Below are 13,744 nucleotides of genomic sequence, written 5' to 3' on the forward strand. Positions count from 1 at the left end.
CATGCCCCGACTGCCCGCGCCCGACTACCCGGACGACGTTCGGACCCGGCTCGAAGCGGACGCGCGCGAGATCATCGCCCGCTATCCGGACTCCCGCTCGGCGCTCCTTCCGTTGCTGCATCTCGTGCAGTCGGAGGAGGGCCATGTCACGCGCACGGGGATGCAGTTCTGCGCGGACGTACTGAGCCTGACCACCGCCGAGGTCACCGCGGTCGCGACCTTCTACTCGATGTACCGGCGCAAGCCGAGCGGTGACTACCAGGTGGGTGTGTGCACCAACACCCTGTGCGCGGTCATGGGCGGCGACGCGATCTTCGAGGCCCTCCAGGACCACCTGGGCGTCGGCAACGGCGAGACCACCGGTGACGGCAAAGTCACCCTGGAGCACATCGAGTGCAACGCGGCCTGCGACTTCGCGCCCGTCGTGATGGTCAACTGGGAGTTCTTCGACAACCAGACCGTGGCCTCCGCGAAGCGCCTCGTCGACGACCTGCGCGCGGGAGCGGCGGTCGAGCCCACCCGCGGCGCCCCCCTCTGCACCTTCAAGGACACCGCCCGGATCCTGGCGGGCTTCCCCGACGAGCGCGCCGGGGCCGTCGAAGCGGGTGGCGGCGCGGGCCCCGCCTCGCTGACCGGCCTCCGCCTGGCCAAGGGGGAGAGCGGTGCCGCGCGCGTGGTCCATCCGCGAGGTGGAGGCGCTCCGCAGGACCAGCCGCCGGCCGAGCACCTGAGCTCGCACGACGCGCCGCAGGACACGTCGGCCTCCGATCCGTCGCACCCGGCGGGTCCCACAGCCGAGGAGGGGGAGTGATGACATTGGCACCCGAGAACGGGGGCACCGCCCGCGCGAGCGCATTCGAACGCGGCGGAGAGACCAGCCCCGAGAAGCTGCTCGCACCCGTACTGTCGGCCTTCTGGGACGAGGAGCGGTCCTGGACGCTGGACGTCTACCGAAGGCACGAGGGGTACGAGGGGCTGCGCAAGGCGCTGGCCATGTCGCCGGACGACCTGATCGCGTACGTCAAGGACTCCGGTCTGCGCGGCCGGGGCGGCGCGGGATTCCCCACGGGAATGAAGTGGCAGTTCATTCCGCAGGGCGATGGAAAACCCCACTATCTAGTTGTCAACGCCGACGAGTCGGAGCCGGGCACCTGCAAGGACATCCCGCTCCTCTTCGCGAACCCGCACAGCCTCATCGAGGGCATTGTGATCGCGTGTTATGCCATCCGGTCTTCGCATGCCTTCATCTATCTCCGCGGTGAAGTCGTCCCCGTGTTGCGGCGGTTGCACGAGGCCGTCCGTGAGGCCTACGCGGCCGGCTACCTCGGCGAGAACATCCTGGGCAGCGGACTCGATCTCCAGCTCACCGTGCACGCGGGCGCGGGCGCGTACATCTGCGGTGAGGAGACCGCACTGCTCGACTCGCTCGAAGGCCGCCGTGGTCAACCGCGGCTTCGTCCCCCCTTCCCAGCCGTCGCAGGGCTCTATGCGTGCCCAACTGTGGTGAACAACGTCGAGTCGATCGCGTCAGTTCCCGCAATCCTGCAAAAAGGCAAGGAATGGTTCAGGTCGATGGGAAGCGAGAAGTCCCCGGGCTTCACGCTCTACTCGCTCAGCGGCCACGTCACCAGTCCCGGCCAGTACGAGGCCCCGCTCGGTATCACGCTCCGTCAACTCCTCGACATGAGCGGCGGGATGCGCGCCGGACACCGGCTGAAGTTCTGGACGCCGGGCGGCTCCTCGACACCGATGTTCACCGAAGAACACCTCGACGTCCCTCTTGACTACGAAGGAGTGGGCGCCGCGGGTTCCATGCTCGGCACCAAAGCGCTCCAGTGCTTCGACGAGACGACCTGCGTAGTCCGGGCGGTCACCCGGTGGACCGAGTTCTACGCGCACGAGTCCTGCGGCAAGTGCACCCCGTGCCGCGAAGGGACCTACTGGCTGGTGCAGTTGCTGCGCGACATCGAGGCCGGCAAGGGCGTCATGTCCGACCTCGACAAGCTCAATGACATCGCCGACAACATCAATGGCAAGTCGTTCTGCGCCCTCGGCGACGGTGCCGCCTCGCCGATCTTCTCCTCGCTCAAGTACTTCCGCGAGGAGTACGAGCAGCACATCACGGGCCGCGGCTGCCCCTTCGACCCGGCCAGGTCGACGGCCTGGGCGGACAAGCACACGGAGGTGAACGCATGACGGTGACCACCAGCGCTCCCTCGGGAGGGGGAGAGGCGGCGGTTCCGCCGGAGGATCTCGTCTCGCTGACGATCGACGGCGCCGAGATCAGCGTGCCCAAGGGCACCCTGGTCATCCGCGCCGCGGAACAGCTCGGCATCGAGATCCCCCGCTTCTGCGACCACCCGCTGCTCGACCCCGCCGGCGCCTGCCGCCAGTGCATCGTCGAGGTCGAGGGACAGCGCAAGCCCATGGCGTCCTGCACGATCACGTGCACGGACGGGATGGTGGTGAAGACACAGCTCACCTCACCCGTCGCCGAGAAGGCCCAGTACGGCGTGATGGAGCTGCTGCTCATCAACCACCCGCTGGACTGCCCGGTCTGCGACAAGGGCGGCGAGTGCCCGCTGCAGAACCAGGCGATGTCGCACGGCGGCGCCGAATCCCGCTTCGACGGAAAGAAGCGGACGTACGAGAAGCCGGTCCCCATCTCCACCCAGGTGCTGCTCGACCGCGAGCGGTGCGTGCTGTGCGCCCGCTGCACCCGGTTCAGCAACCAGATCGCGGGCGACCCGATGATCGAGCTGATCGAGCGCGGGGCGCTCCAGCAGGTCGGCACCGGCGAGGGCGATCCCTTCGAGTCGTACTTCTCCGGGAACACGATCCAGATCTGCCCGGTCGGAGCGCTGACCTCGGCGGCGTACCGCTTCCGTTCCCGCCCCTTCGACCTCGTCTCCTCGCACTCGGTGTGCGAGCACTGCGCGGGCGGCTGCGCGACGCGCACGGATCACCGGCGCGGCAAGGTGATGCGACGCCTCGCGGCTCCCGACCCGGAGGTCAACGAGGAGTGGCTGTGCGACAAGGGGCGCTTCGGGTTCCGGTACGCGCAGCAGCGTGACCGGCTGGAGACGCCTCTGGTCCGCGGCGCCTCCGGTGAACTGGAGCCCGCCTCCTGGCCGGAGGCCCTGGAGGCCGCGGCCCGGGGACTGCTGGCGGCCCGGGGCCGGACCGGTGTCCTGGCCGGAGGCCGGCTCACCGTCGAGGACGCCTACGCCTACAGCAAGTTCGCGCGCGTGGCCCTCGACACCAACGACATCGACTTCCGCGCGCGCGTGCACAGCGCCGAGGAGGCCGACTTCCTGGCGGCCCGCGTGGCCGGCCGGGGACGGGACCTCGACGGTACGGGCGTCACGTACACCTCCCTGGAGAAGGCGCCCGCGGTTCTGCTCGTCGGCTTCGAGTCCGAGGAGGAGGCGCCCGGAGTCTTCCTGCGGTTGCGCAAGGCCTGGCGTGGACACGGGCAGAAGACCTTCTCCCTCGCCACGCACGCGACGCGCGGCCTGGCCAAGGCGGGAGGCACGCTGCTGCCCGCCGCGCCCGGTACCGAGACCGAGTGGCTGAACGCCCTCGCGAGCGGGGTCGGTCTGGAGGGCGACGGAGCCGGGGCCGCCGAGGCACTGCGCGGAGCAGGCGCCGTGATTGTCGTCGGCGAGCGGCTCGCCGCGGTGGCGGGCGGACTCACCTCCGCCGTACGAGCCGCGGCCGCGACCGGCGCCGCGCTGGCGTGGATCCCGCGGCGGGCAGGGGAGCGCGGCGCCATCGAGGCGGGCGCTCTGCCGTCGCTGCTGCCGGGCGGGCGCCCGGCCACCGACCCGCGCGCGCGGGAGGAGGTCGCCGTCGCCTGGGGCGTATCCCAGCTCCCGCACCGCTACGGGCGCGACACCGGCCAGATCGTCGAGGCCGCCGCGGCAGGCGAGCTGCAGGCCCTGGTGGTGGCGGGTGTGGAGGTCAACGACCTGCCCGACCCGGCACGCGCGCGTGCGGCACTTTCGGAGATCGGCTTCCTGGTGTCGCTCGAACTGCGTCCCGGTGAGGTCACCGAACACGCGGATGTCGTCCTCCCGGTGGCCGCGGTCACCGAGAAGTCCGGCACCTTCCTCAACTGGGAAGGCAGGGCCCGCCTCTTCGAGGCCGCGCTCAAGCCCGAGCAGATGACACGCACCCCGGCACCCACCGACGCGCGGGTGCTGCAGATGCTGGCCGACGCCATGGACGTACACCTCGGTCTGCCGGACCTGCGCACCACGCGCGGCGAGCTGGACCGGCTCGGCGCCTGGGGCGGTCCACGTTCCGCCGAACCCGTCGAGATCGCGGCGTCGCTGCCGCGTCCCGCCGCCGGGGAGGCCGTGCTCGCGGGCCATCGGCTGCTGCTCGACCTGGGGCGTCTCCAGGAGGGCGACGAGGCGCTCGCCGGGACCCGGCACGCGGCACGCGCACGCGTGTCGGCCGCCACGGCCGCCGAGGCGGGTGTCAAGGAGGGCGACCTCCTCGCCGTCACCGGCAGCGCCGGGACCATCGCCCTCCCGCTGCAGATCACCGAGATGCCCGACCGTGTGGTCTGGCTTCCGCTGAACTCCGCCGGCGGGGGCGTCGCCTCCGACACGGGGGCGCTGCCCGGCGCACTCGTCCGCATCGGCCCGGCGACGCTCGCCACCGAGGCCCCCAAGGAGGTGGAGGCATGACGCCGTACACGCCGTACCTCGCCACAGAAGACCTCTCCATGTTCGGCCGCGACCCCTGGTGGCTGGTCGTCGTCAAGGCGGTCTTCTGCTTCGCCTTCCTGATGATCACCGTGCTCTTCTCCATCGTGTGGGAGCGCAAGGTCGTCGCCTGGATGCAGCTGCGCATCGGCCCCAACCGGCACGGCCCCTGGGGCATGCTCCAGTCGCTCGCCGACGGCATCAAACTGATGCTCAAGGAAGACCTCGTCGTCAAACGCGCGGACAAGGTGGTCTACGTCCTCGCACCGGTCGTCGCGGCCATCCCGGCCTTCATGGCGATCGCGGTGATCCCCTTCGGACCCGCGGGCAACGAGATCTCGATCTTCGGGCACCGCACCACGATGCAGCTCACCGACCTGCCGATCGCGATGCTCTACATCCTCGCGGTCGCCTCGGTCGGCATCTACGGGATCGTGCTCGCGGGCTGGTCCTCCGGGTCGACGTATCCGCTCCTCGGCGGACTGCGTTCCTGCGCGCAGATGATCTCCTACGAGATCGCCATGGGCGCCGCGTTCGCCTCGGTGTTCCTCTACTCCGGGTCGATGTCGACCTCGACGATCGTCGAGCAGCAGCACGACCGCTGGTACGTCCTGCTGCTGCCGGTCTCCTTCGTGATCTACATCATCACGATGGTCGGTGAGACCAACCGCGCCCCCTTCGACATGCCGGAGTCCGAGGGCGACCTCGTCGGCGGCTTCAACACCGAGTACTCGTCCATCAAGTTCGCGCTGTTCATGCTCGCCGAGTACGTGAACATGGTGACGGTCTCGGCCGTGTCGACCACGCTCTTCCTCGGCGGCTGGCGGGCCCCCTGGCCCATCAGCACCTTCTGGGAGGGCGCCAACCACGGCTGGTGGCCGATGCTCTGGTTCGTGGTGAAGGTGCAGCTGCTGCTGTTCTTCTTCATCTGGCTGCGCGGCACGCTCCCGCGCGTCCGCTACGACCAGCTGATGAAGCTCGGCTGGAAGGTCCTCATCCCGGTCTCCGTGGTGTGGCTGATGCTCGTCGCGACCGTACGGACCCTGAAGAACCAGCACTACGACTTCGCCGACATCGCGCTGTACGTCGGCGGCGGTGTCCTCGTGCTGCTGCTGATCTCGTTCGCCGTGGACATCTTCCGAGAGAAGCCGGAGGCCCGGGAGGCGCCGGCCGAGGCCGTCGCCTTCGACCCGATGGCCGGCGGATTCCCGGTGCCGCCGCTGCCGGGGCAGGAGCTGCCGCCGGTGCCGCGGCGCCGCCCGCATCGCGAGCGGGAGTTGATTGTCAGTGGTGGGTCCGATACTGCGAGTGACGGATCGGACGGCGGATCTCGTGACGGAAAGGAGGGGTCCGATGTCTGAGGAGCCGAAGGAGACCAAACCCGGTTTCCAGAACCCCGTCGCCGGCTTCGGCGTGACCTTCAAGGCCATGTTCAAGAAGCGGCTGACGGAGCAGTACCCGGAGCAGCACAAGACCACGGCCCCGCGGTTCCACGGCCGGCACCAGCTCAACCGCCATCCGGACGGGCTGGAGAAGTGCGTCGGCTGCGAGCTGTGCGCGTGGGCCTGTCCCGCGGACGCCATCTACGTGGAGGGCGCGGACAACACCGAGGAGGAGCGCTACTCGCCCGGCGAGCGCTACGGCCGCGTCTACCAGATCAACTACGCACGCTGCATCCTGTGCGGTCTGTGCATCGAGGCGTGCCCCACGCGCGCGCTGACGATGACGAACGAGTTCGAGCTCGCGGACAGCAGCCGTGCCAACCTCATCTACACCAAGGAGCAGCTGCTCGCCGGTCTCGAGGAGGGCATGGTGGAGTCACCGCACTCGATCTTCCCCGGGACGGACGAGCAGGACTACTACCAGGGCCTGGTCACGGAGGCGGCGCCCGGCACCGTACGCCAAGTGGCCGTCTCCAAGGGCGAGAAGCCCCATGAGGAGGGGGTGGAAGCATGAGCGCGCAGCTCGCCGCCTACTCCACCTCTACCGGAGAGGCCTTCCAGTTCTGGGTGCTCGGCACCGTCGCCGTGATCGGTGCCCTGTGCACCGTCTTCATGAAGAAGGCCGTGCACAGCGCGCTCTGTCTCGCCGGGACCATGATCGTCCTGGCGGTGTTCTATCTCGCCAACGGCGCGTACTTCCTGGGCATCGTGCAGATCGTCGTCTACACCGGCGCGATCATGATGCTGTTCCTGTTCGTGGTCATGCTCGTCGGTGTCACCGCGGCGGACTCCCTGAAAGAGACCATCAAGGGGCAGCGCTGGCTGGCCCTGGTCTGCGGTCTCGGCTTCGGTGCCCTGCTGATCGCGGGTATCGGCCACGCGTCGCTGACGGAGTTCAACGGCCTGGGCAAGGCCAACGCCAACGGGAACGTGGAGGGTCTCGCGGCCCTCATCTTCACGAAGTACGTGTTCGCCTTCGAGATCACCGGCGCGCTGCTCATCACGGCCGCCGTCGGCGCCATGGTGCTCACGCACCGGGAGCGCACCGAGCGCCCCAAGACCCAGCGCGAGCTGTCCGAGCAGCGGGTGCGGGAGGGCAAGCACCTGCCGCCGCTGCCGGCCCCGGGTGTCTACGCCCGGCACAACGCGGTGGACATCGCGGGTCTCCTCCCGGACGGCACCCCCTCGGAGCTGACCGTCAACAAGACACTGCGGGAGCGCGGCCAGGTCCGTGACGTGTCCACCGAGGCACTGAGCGATCTGAAGGCCCTGGAGCAGCGCGCCGAAGAACGCCTGGAGCGCACGAAGACGGAGGAGGCGTCCCAGTGAATCCGGTCAACTACCTCTATCTCGCCGCCCTGTTGTTCACGATCGGCGCCACCGGCGTGCTGATCAGGCGCAACGCGATCGTGGTGTTCATGTGTGTCGAGCTCATGCTCAACGCCTGCAACCTCGCGTTCGTCGTGTTCTCCCGCATGCACGGCAATCTCGACGGCCAGATCATCGCCTTCTTCACGATGGTCGTCGCCGCCGCGGAGGTCGTGGTCGGGCTCGCGATCATCGTGTCGCTGTTCCGTTCCCGCCACTCGGCCTCGGTCGACGACGCCAGCCTGATGAAGCTGTAAGGGGTCGCTGAATCGTGGAAGATCTGATTGCGCTGCTGGTAGCGGCGCCTCTGCTCGGAGCGGCCGTACTGCTGTGCGGCGGCCGGCGGCTCGACGCCGTCGGCCACTGGATCGGCACGGCGCTCGCGGCGGCCTCCTTCGTGATCGGCGCGGTCCTCTTCGCCGACATGCTGGGCAAGAGCGCCGCCGACCGGCCCCTGGGCCAGCACCTGTTCAGCTGGATCCCCGTCGCGGGCTTCCGGGCGGACGTCTCCCTCCAGCTGGACCAGCTGTCGATGACGTTCGTCCTTCTGATCACGGGCGTCGGCTCCCTGATCCACCTGTACTCCATCGGGTACATGGAGCACGACGAGCGGCGCCGCCGCTTCTTCGGCTATCTGAACCTGTTCCTCGCGGCGATGCTGCTGCTCGTCCTCGCGGACAACTACCTGCTGCTGTACGTCGGCTGGGAGGGCGTGGGCCTCGCCTCGTACCTGCTGATCGGCTTCTGGCAGCACAAGCCCAGCGCCGCCACCGCCGCGAAGAAGGCCTTCCTGGTCAACCGCGTCGGCGACATGGGCCTGTCGATCGCCATCATGCTGATGTTCACCACCTTCGGCACCTTCGCCTTCGGACCGGTGCTCGGCAGCGAGGGGCACCCGGGGCTGGTCGGCGGCGCCACGGAGGGCAAGCTCACCGCCGTCGCGCTGATGCTGCTGCTCGCCGCCTGCGGCAAGTCCGCCCAGGTGCCGCTGCAGTCCTGGCTCGGGGACGCGATGGAGGGCCCGACCCCGGTCTCGGCCCTCATCCACGCGGCGACGATGGTGACCGCGGGCGTCTACCTGATCGTCCGCTCCGGCGCGATCTTCAACGCGGCGCCCGACGCGCAGCTGGTCGTCACCGTGGTCGGTGCCGTCACCCTGCTGTTCGGTGCGATCGTCGGTTGCGCGAAGGACGACATCAAGAAGGCGCTCGCCGGCTCGACGATGTCGCAGATCGGCTACATGGTGCTGGCCGCGGGCCTCGGCCCGATCGGCTATGTCTTCGCGATCATGCACCTGGTGACGCACGGCTTCTTCAAGGCGGGGCTGTTCCTCGGCGCCGGCTCGGTGATGCACGGTATGAACGACGAGGTCGACATGCGGAGGTACGGCGGCCTCAGGAAATACATGCCGGTCACCTTCGTCACCTTCGGCCTCGGCTACCTCGCCATCATCGGCTTCCCGGGTCTGTCCGGCTTCTTCTCCAAGGACAAGATCATCGAGGCGGCCTTCGCCAAGGGCGGTACCGAGGGCTGGATCCTCGGCGGCGCCGCCCTTCTCGGCGCGGCGATCACCGCGTTCTACATGACGCGCGTGATGATCATGACCTTCTTCGGCGAGAAGCGCTGGCAGCCCGATGCGGAGGGCCACGAGCCCCACCCGCACGAGTCGCCCCGGTCCATGACGATCCCCATGATCGTGCTGGCCTTCGGCTCGGTCTTCGCGGGTGGCTTCTTCAGCATCGGCGACCGCTTCCTGCACTGGCTGGAGCCGATCACCGGGCACTCGGAGGGCGACTCGCCCGTCAGCGCCCTCACGGTCACGCTGGCCACGATGGTCCTCCTCGTCGTCGGCGCCGGAATCGCCTACCTCCAGTACGGGCGCAGCCCCGTCCCGGCCGTCGCCCCGCGCGGTTCCCTGCTCACCCGGGCCGCCCGGCGCGACCTGCTCCAGGACGACTTCAACCACGTCGTCCTGGTGCGCGGCGGGGAGCACCTCACGCGCTCCCTGGTGTACGTCGACCACACCCTGGTCGACGGGGTCGTCAACGGTACGGCGGCCTCGATGGGCGGCCTCTCCGGGCGACTGCGCAAGCTGCAGAACGGCTATGCCCGCAGTTACGCGGTCTCGATGTTCGGCGGTGCGGCGGTCCTCATCGCCGCGACCCTGCTGATGAGGGCGGTCTGATCCCGATGTCCTTTCCTCTGCTGACAGCGACGGCGGCGCTCCCGGCCCTCGGAGCGGTGGCCACGGCCGCCGTGCCGGCCGCGCGCCGTGCCGCCGCCAAGTGGCTGGCGCTGCTCGTCTCGCTCGCCACACTCGCCCTGGCCGCGATCGTGCTCGTACGGTTCGACCCCGGCGGCAACCGCTACCAGCTCACCGAATCCCACTCCTGGATCAAGGACTTCGGGGTGCGGTACGAGCTGGGTGTGGACGGCATCGGGGTGGCGCTGGTGGCGCTGACCGCGCTGCTGATCCCGTTCGTGATCCTCGCGGGCTGGCACGACGCCGACCCGCAGGAGACCGGGAACACGCGCTGGCGGCCGACCCAGGGCTTCTTCGCCCTGATCCTGGCCGTCGAGGCGATGGTGATCATCTCCTTCGAGGCCACCGACGTCTTCCTCTTCTACATCTTCTTCGAAGCCATGCTGATCCCGATGTACTTCCTCATCGGCGGCTTCGGGGACAAGGCCCACGAGCACGGCGACGAGGTCGCGGCGACACAGCGGTCGTACGCCGCGGTGAAGTTCCTCCTGTACAACCTGGTCGGCGGTCTGATCATGCTGGCCGCGGTCATCGGCCTCTACGTGGTCGCCGGGAACTTCTCGCTCCAGGAGATCGTGCAGGCCCGCGCCAACGGCTCGCTGCACATGGCGACCAGTACGGAGCGGTGGCTGTTCCTGGGCTTCTTCTTCGCGTTCGCGGTGAAGGCACCGCTGTGGCCGCTGCACACCTGGCTGCCCAACGCCATGGGGGAGGCCACGGCGCCGGTCGCGGTCCTGATCACGGCGGTGGTCGACAAGGTCGGCACCTTCGCGATGCTCCGCTTCTGCCTCCAGCTCTTCCCCGAGGCCAGCAAGTGGGCGACGCCGGCCATCCTCGTCCTCGCCCTGATCAGCATCGTCTACGGGGCTCTGGTCGCGGTCGGCCAGCGGGACATCAAGCGGCTGGTGGCGTACGCGTCGATCTCGCACTTCGGCTTCATCATCCTGGGCATCTTCGCGATGACCAGCCAGGGCCAGTCGGGCGCGACGCTCTACATGGTCAACCACGGGATCTCGACGGCCGCCCTGATGCTGGTGGCGGGCTTCCTGATCTCGCGGCGCGGCTCGCGTCTGATCGCCGACTACGGAGGGGTGCAGAAGGTCGCCCCGGTGCTCGCCGGCACCTTCCTGGTCGGCAGCCTCGCGACCCTCTCCCTTCCCGGGCTCGCGCCCTTCGTGAGTGAATTCCTCGTCCTGGTCGGCACGTTCACGCGCTACCCGGCCGTCGGCATCGTCGCCACCTTCGGCATCGTGCTCGCCGCGCTCTACACGCTCGTCCTGTACCAGCGGACGATGACGGGCCCGGTGAAGGCCGAGGTCGCCGAGATGCCCGACCTCAGGGTGCGCGAACTCCTGGTGGTCGCTCCGCTGATCGCTCTGCTGATCTTCCTGGGCGTCTATCCGAAGCCCGTCACCGACATCGTCAACCCCGCGGTCCAGCAGACCATGTCGGATGTACACAAAAAGGACCCCCAGCCCGAGGTGGAGGCGGCCAAGTGAGCGCAGCAGCCGTCCACAGCCTGTGGACAACCGCGGCGGAGCCGATCGCGAAGATCGACGCGCCGAAGATCGAATACGGGCAATTGTCGCCCACCCTGATCGTCATCGGGGCGGCGCTCGTCGGGGTGCTGATCGAGGCCTTCGTCCCGCGCAAGTCCCGTTACTACACCCAGGTGTTCGTGTCCGTCGTCGCGCTCGCCGCCGCCTTCGCCGCGGTGGTCGCGATGGCGGCCGGCGGATACGGGACGACGAAGGCACACATCGCGGCGATGGGCGCGATCGCCGTCGACGGGCCCTCCCTGTTCCTGCAGGGCACGATCCTGCTGGCGGGCATCCTCGGCGTCTTCACCTTCGCCGAGCGCCGGCTCGACCCGGAGGCGCACGGAAACCGCGTCGACTCGTTCGCCGCGCAGGCCGCCTCCGTGCCCGGCAGCGACAGTGAAAAGGCCGCGGTGAAGGCCGGGTTCACCACCACCGAGGTGTTCCCGCTGCTGCTCTTCGCGATCGGCGGCATGCTGGTCTTCCCGTCGGCCAACGACCTGCTGACGCTGTTCATCGCGCTGGAGGTCTTCTCGCTGCCGCTGTACCTGTTGTGCGCCGTGGCCCGCCGCAAGCGGCTCATGTCGCAGGAGGCCGCGGTCAAGTACTTCCTGCTCGGCGCCTTCGCCTCCGCGTTCACCCTCTTCGGCATCGCCCTGCTCTACGGCTACGCGGGCTCGGTGTCGTACGCCAGGATCGCGCAGGTCGTCGACGGCACGGTCACCAACGTCGACCCGGCACTCGCCGGGACCATGGGCAACGACGTGCTGCTGCTGATCGGCGCCGCGATGGTCGTCATGGGCCTGCTCTTCAAGGTCGGCGCGGTGCCCTTCCACATGTGGACGCCGGACGTCTACCAGGGAGCGCCGACACCGGTCACCGGCTTCATGGCGGCGGCGACGAAGGTGGCCGCCTTCGGGGCGCTGCTGCGTCTGCTGTACGTCGTCCTGCCCGGCCTGCGCTGGGACTGGCGGCCGGTCATGTGGGCCGTCGCGATCGTCACCATGCTGGGCGGTGCCATCGTCGCGATCACCCAGACCGACATCAAGCGCCTGCTGGCGTACTCGTCGATCGCGCACGCGGGCTTCATCCTCGCGGGTGTCATCGCGGCCTCGCCGGACGGTGTCTCGTCGGTCCTCTTCTACCTGGCTGCCTACTCGTTCGTGACGATCGGGGCCTTCGCGGTCGTGACCCTGGTCCGCGACGCGGGCGGCGAGGCGACACACCTGTCCAAGTGGGCGGGCCTCGGACGCCGCTCCCCGCTGGTGGCGGCCGTCTTCGCGGTCTTCCTGCTGGCCTTCGCGGGCATCCCGCTGACCTCGGGCTTCGCCGGAAAGTTCGCCGTGTTCAAGGCGGCGGCGGAGGGCGGTGCGGGCGCGCTGGTCGTGGTCGGTGTGATCTCGTCGGCGATCGCGGCGTTCTTCTACATCCGGGTGATCGTGCTGATGTTCTTCAGTGAACCGAAGCCGGAGGGGCCCACGGTCGCGGTGCCCTCGCCGCTGACCATGACGGCGATCGCGTTCGGCGTCGCGGTCACGCTGGTGCTGGGAGTCGCGCCGCAGTACTTCCTCGACCTGGCGAGCCAGGCGGGCGTCTTCGTCCGCTGACCGGGACCGCCTGCGGCTCGGGCCCCGCTCCTTCCCGGGGGGGGGGCCCGAGCCGTTCTCAGTGGGCCGTGTGGGCCGTGTGGGCCGACGGCGCGGAGTGCGCCGAGACGGCCGGACACGACACCCGGGGGTTCCACCGGTTGAACAGGCCATCGGGGTTGTGCTTCCAGAGCCAGACGTGCAGGTCGTAGTGGACCGGCATGCCGGGGTAGTGCCCAGGCATCGGGCCTTCGAACTTCTGGCCGAACAGCGAAGGCCGGTCGCCGCTGGTCTTCATGTCCTGGTCCTTGTCCACCACGATCCACTCCACCCCCGCCAGCCTGCGCCTTCCGTCCGGTCCGTCCTCGAAGAGCAGAGCTCCCGGCTTCGCCGGGTCGAGGGAGCCGTAGCGGGACTCGTTGAAGTAGTGGTAGCCCATGGCGCCGTGGCCCGCGGGGTCCGCCGAGCACGCGAAGGGAACGTAGCCGTCGGCGAGGGCGGTCGACTCGTCGAGATACTTCACGCTGGCCGCGTACGCCGTGTCCAGGTCCCGTACGGCCGAGGGGTCCATGGGGGTCGTGGGCCCGCCCGCGGCCGGGGCGGGCACGGCGGCCAGGGCGAGCGAGGCGGCGACGGCTGTCGCGAGGGCGAGAGCGGTCCTGAGCGGACGCTGGGACATGCGATGACTCCTAGAGGCGCGAGAGCGGTGTACGGGACGGTGCCGGTCCGTCGGCTGCGGCCCCTCCGCCGGCCCGAGCAGCATGTCCCGCGGCCGTGAGGGGTCGCCATACGAGAGGGGCCAACGGGTGGAACGCGGGTAAGGCGCGCCGCC

General features: G+C 69.3%; 11 protein-coding genes. 10 read left to right on the forward strand and 1 reads right to left on the reverse strand.

All coding sequences use genetic code 11. The features are described 5' to 3' along the window. The first annotated feature begins 1 nt into the window (after window position 1). The 10 genes from nuoE to nuoN are packed head-to-tail and all read left to right on the forward strand — an operon-like array spanning window position 2 to window position 12,933. Complete coding sequence (gene nuoE, locus HEP85_RS23240; protein ID WP_168533933.1) at window positions 2-811, forward strand: NADH-quinone oxidoreductase subunit NuoE; 810 nt, start codon at window positions 2-4, stop codon at window positions 809-811. Further along, window positions 811-2,196, forward strand: coding sequence for an NADH-quinone oxidoreductase subunit NuoF (nuoF, locus tag HEP85_RS23245; RefSeq protein WP_168529524.1), 1,386 nt, complete (start codon window positions 811-813; stop codon window positions 2,194-2,196). The genes nuoE and nuoF overlap by 1 nt, the downstream gene beginning before the upstream one ends. Further along, a complete protein-coding gene (locus HEP85_RS23250) occupies window positions 2,193-4,697 on the forward strand; it encodes an NADH-quinone oxidoreductase subunit G (protein WP_168529526.1) in 2,505 nt (834 codons plus the stop codon). The genes nuoF and HEP85_RS23250 overlap by 4 nt, the downstream gene beginning before the upstream one ends. Next, on the forward strand, window positions 4,694-6,076 hold the full coding sequence (nuoH, locus tag HEP85_RS23255; protein ID WP_168529528.1) for an NADH-quinone oxidoreductase subunit NuoH: 1,383 nt from the start codon (window positions 4,694-4,696) through the stop codon (window positions 6,074-6,076). The genes HEP85_RS23250 and nuoH overlap by 4 nt, the downstream gene beginning before the upstream one ends. After that, a complete protein-coding gene (gene nuoI / locus HEP85_RS23260) occupies window positions 6,069-6,671 on the forward strand; it encodes an NADH-quinone oxidoreductase subunit NuoI (protein WP_168529530.1) in 603 nt (200 codons plus the stop codon). The genes nuoH and nuoI overlap by 8 nt, the downstream gene beginning before the upstream one ends. Beyond that, window positions 6,668-7,486 (forward strand): NADH-quinone oxidoreductase subunit J, encoded by an 819-nt coding sequence (locus HEP85_RS23265; protein ID WP_168529532.1) that lies wholly within the window; start codon window positions 6,668-6,670, stop codon window positions 7,484-7,486. Before nuoI ends, HEP85_RS23265 begins: the two co-directional genes overlap by 4 nt. Continuing rightward, a complete protein-coding gene (gene nuoK, locus HEP85_RS23270) occupies window positions 7,483-7,782 on the forward strand; it encodes an NADH-quinone oxidoreductase subunit NuoK (RefSeq protein ID WP_018568277.1) in 300 nt (99 codons plus the stop codon). Before HEP85_RS23265 ends, nuoK begins: the two co-directional genes overlap by 4 nt. A 14-nt stretch (window positions 7,783-7,796) precedes the next feature. Next, window positions 7,797-9,710, forward strand: a complete 1,914-nt coding sequence (gene nuoL, locus HEP85_RS23275; protein ID WP_168529534.1) for an NADH-quinone oxidoreductase subunit L — start codon at window positions 7,797-7,799, stop codon at window positions 9,708-9,710. A 5-nt stretch (window positions 9,711-9,715) separates the two neighbouring features. Continuing rightward, window positions 9,716-11,287, forward strand: a complete 1,572-nt coding sequence (locus HEP85_RS23280; RefSeq protein ID WP_329289649.1) for an NADH-quinone oxidoreductase subunit M — start codon at window positions 9,716-9,718, stop codon at window positions 11,285-11,287. Beyond that, a complete protein-coding gene (gene nuoN, locus HEP85_RS23285) occupies window positions 11,284-12,933 on the forward strand; it encodes an NADH-quinone oxidoreductase subunit NuoN (protein WP_168529538.1) in 1,650 nt (549 codons plus the stop codon). Before HEP85_RS23280 ends, nuoN begins: the two co-directional genes overlap by 4 nt. Before the next feature lie 58 nt (window positions 12,934-12,991). Here the strand turns inward: nuoN and HEP85_RS23290 are convergent, their stop codons facing one another. Beyond that, window positions 12,992-13,591 carry a hypothetical protein gene (locus tag HEP85_RS23290; protein WP_168529540.1) on the reverse strand — a complete coding sequence of 200 codons (600 nt, stop codon included), beginning with the start codon at window positions 13,589-13,591 and terminating at the stop codon, window positions 12,992-12,994. Window positions 13,592-13,744 lie beyond the last annotated feature (153 nt).

This window comes from Streptomyces sp. RPA4-2, from assembly GCF_012273515.2.
GTDB lineage: Bacteria > Actinomycetota > Actinomycetes > Streptomycetales > Streptomycetaceae > Streptomyces > Streptomyces kaempferi.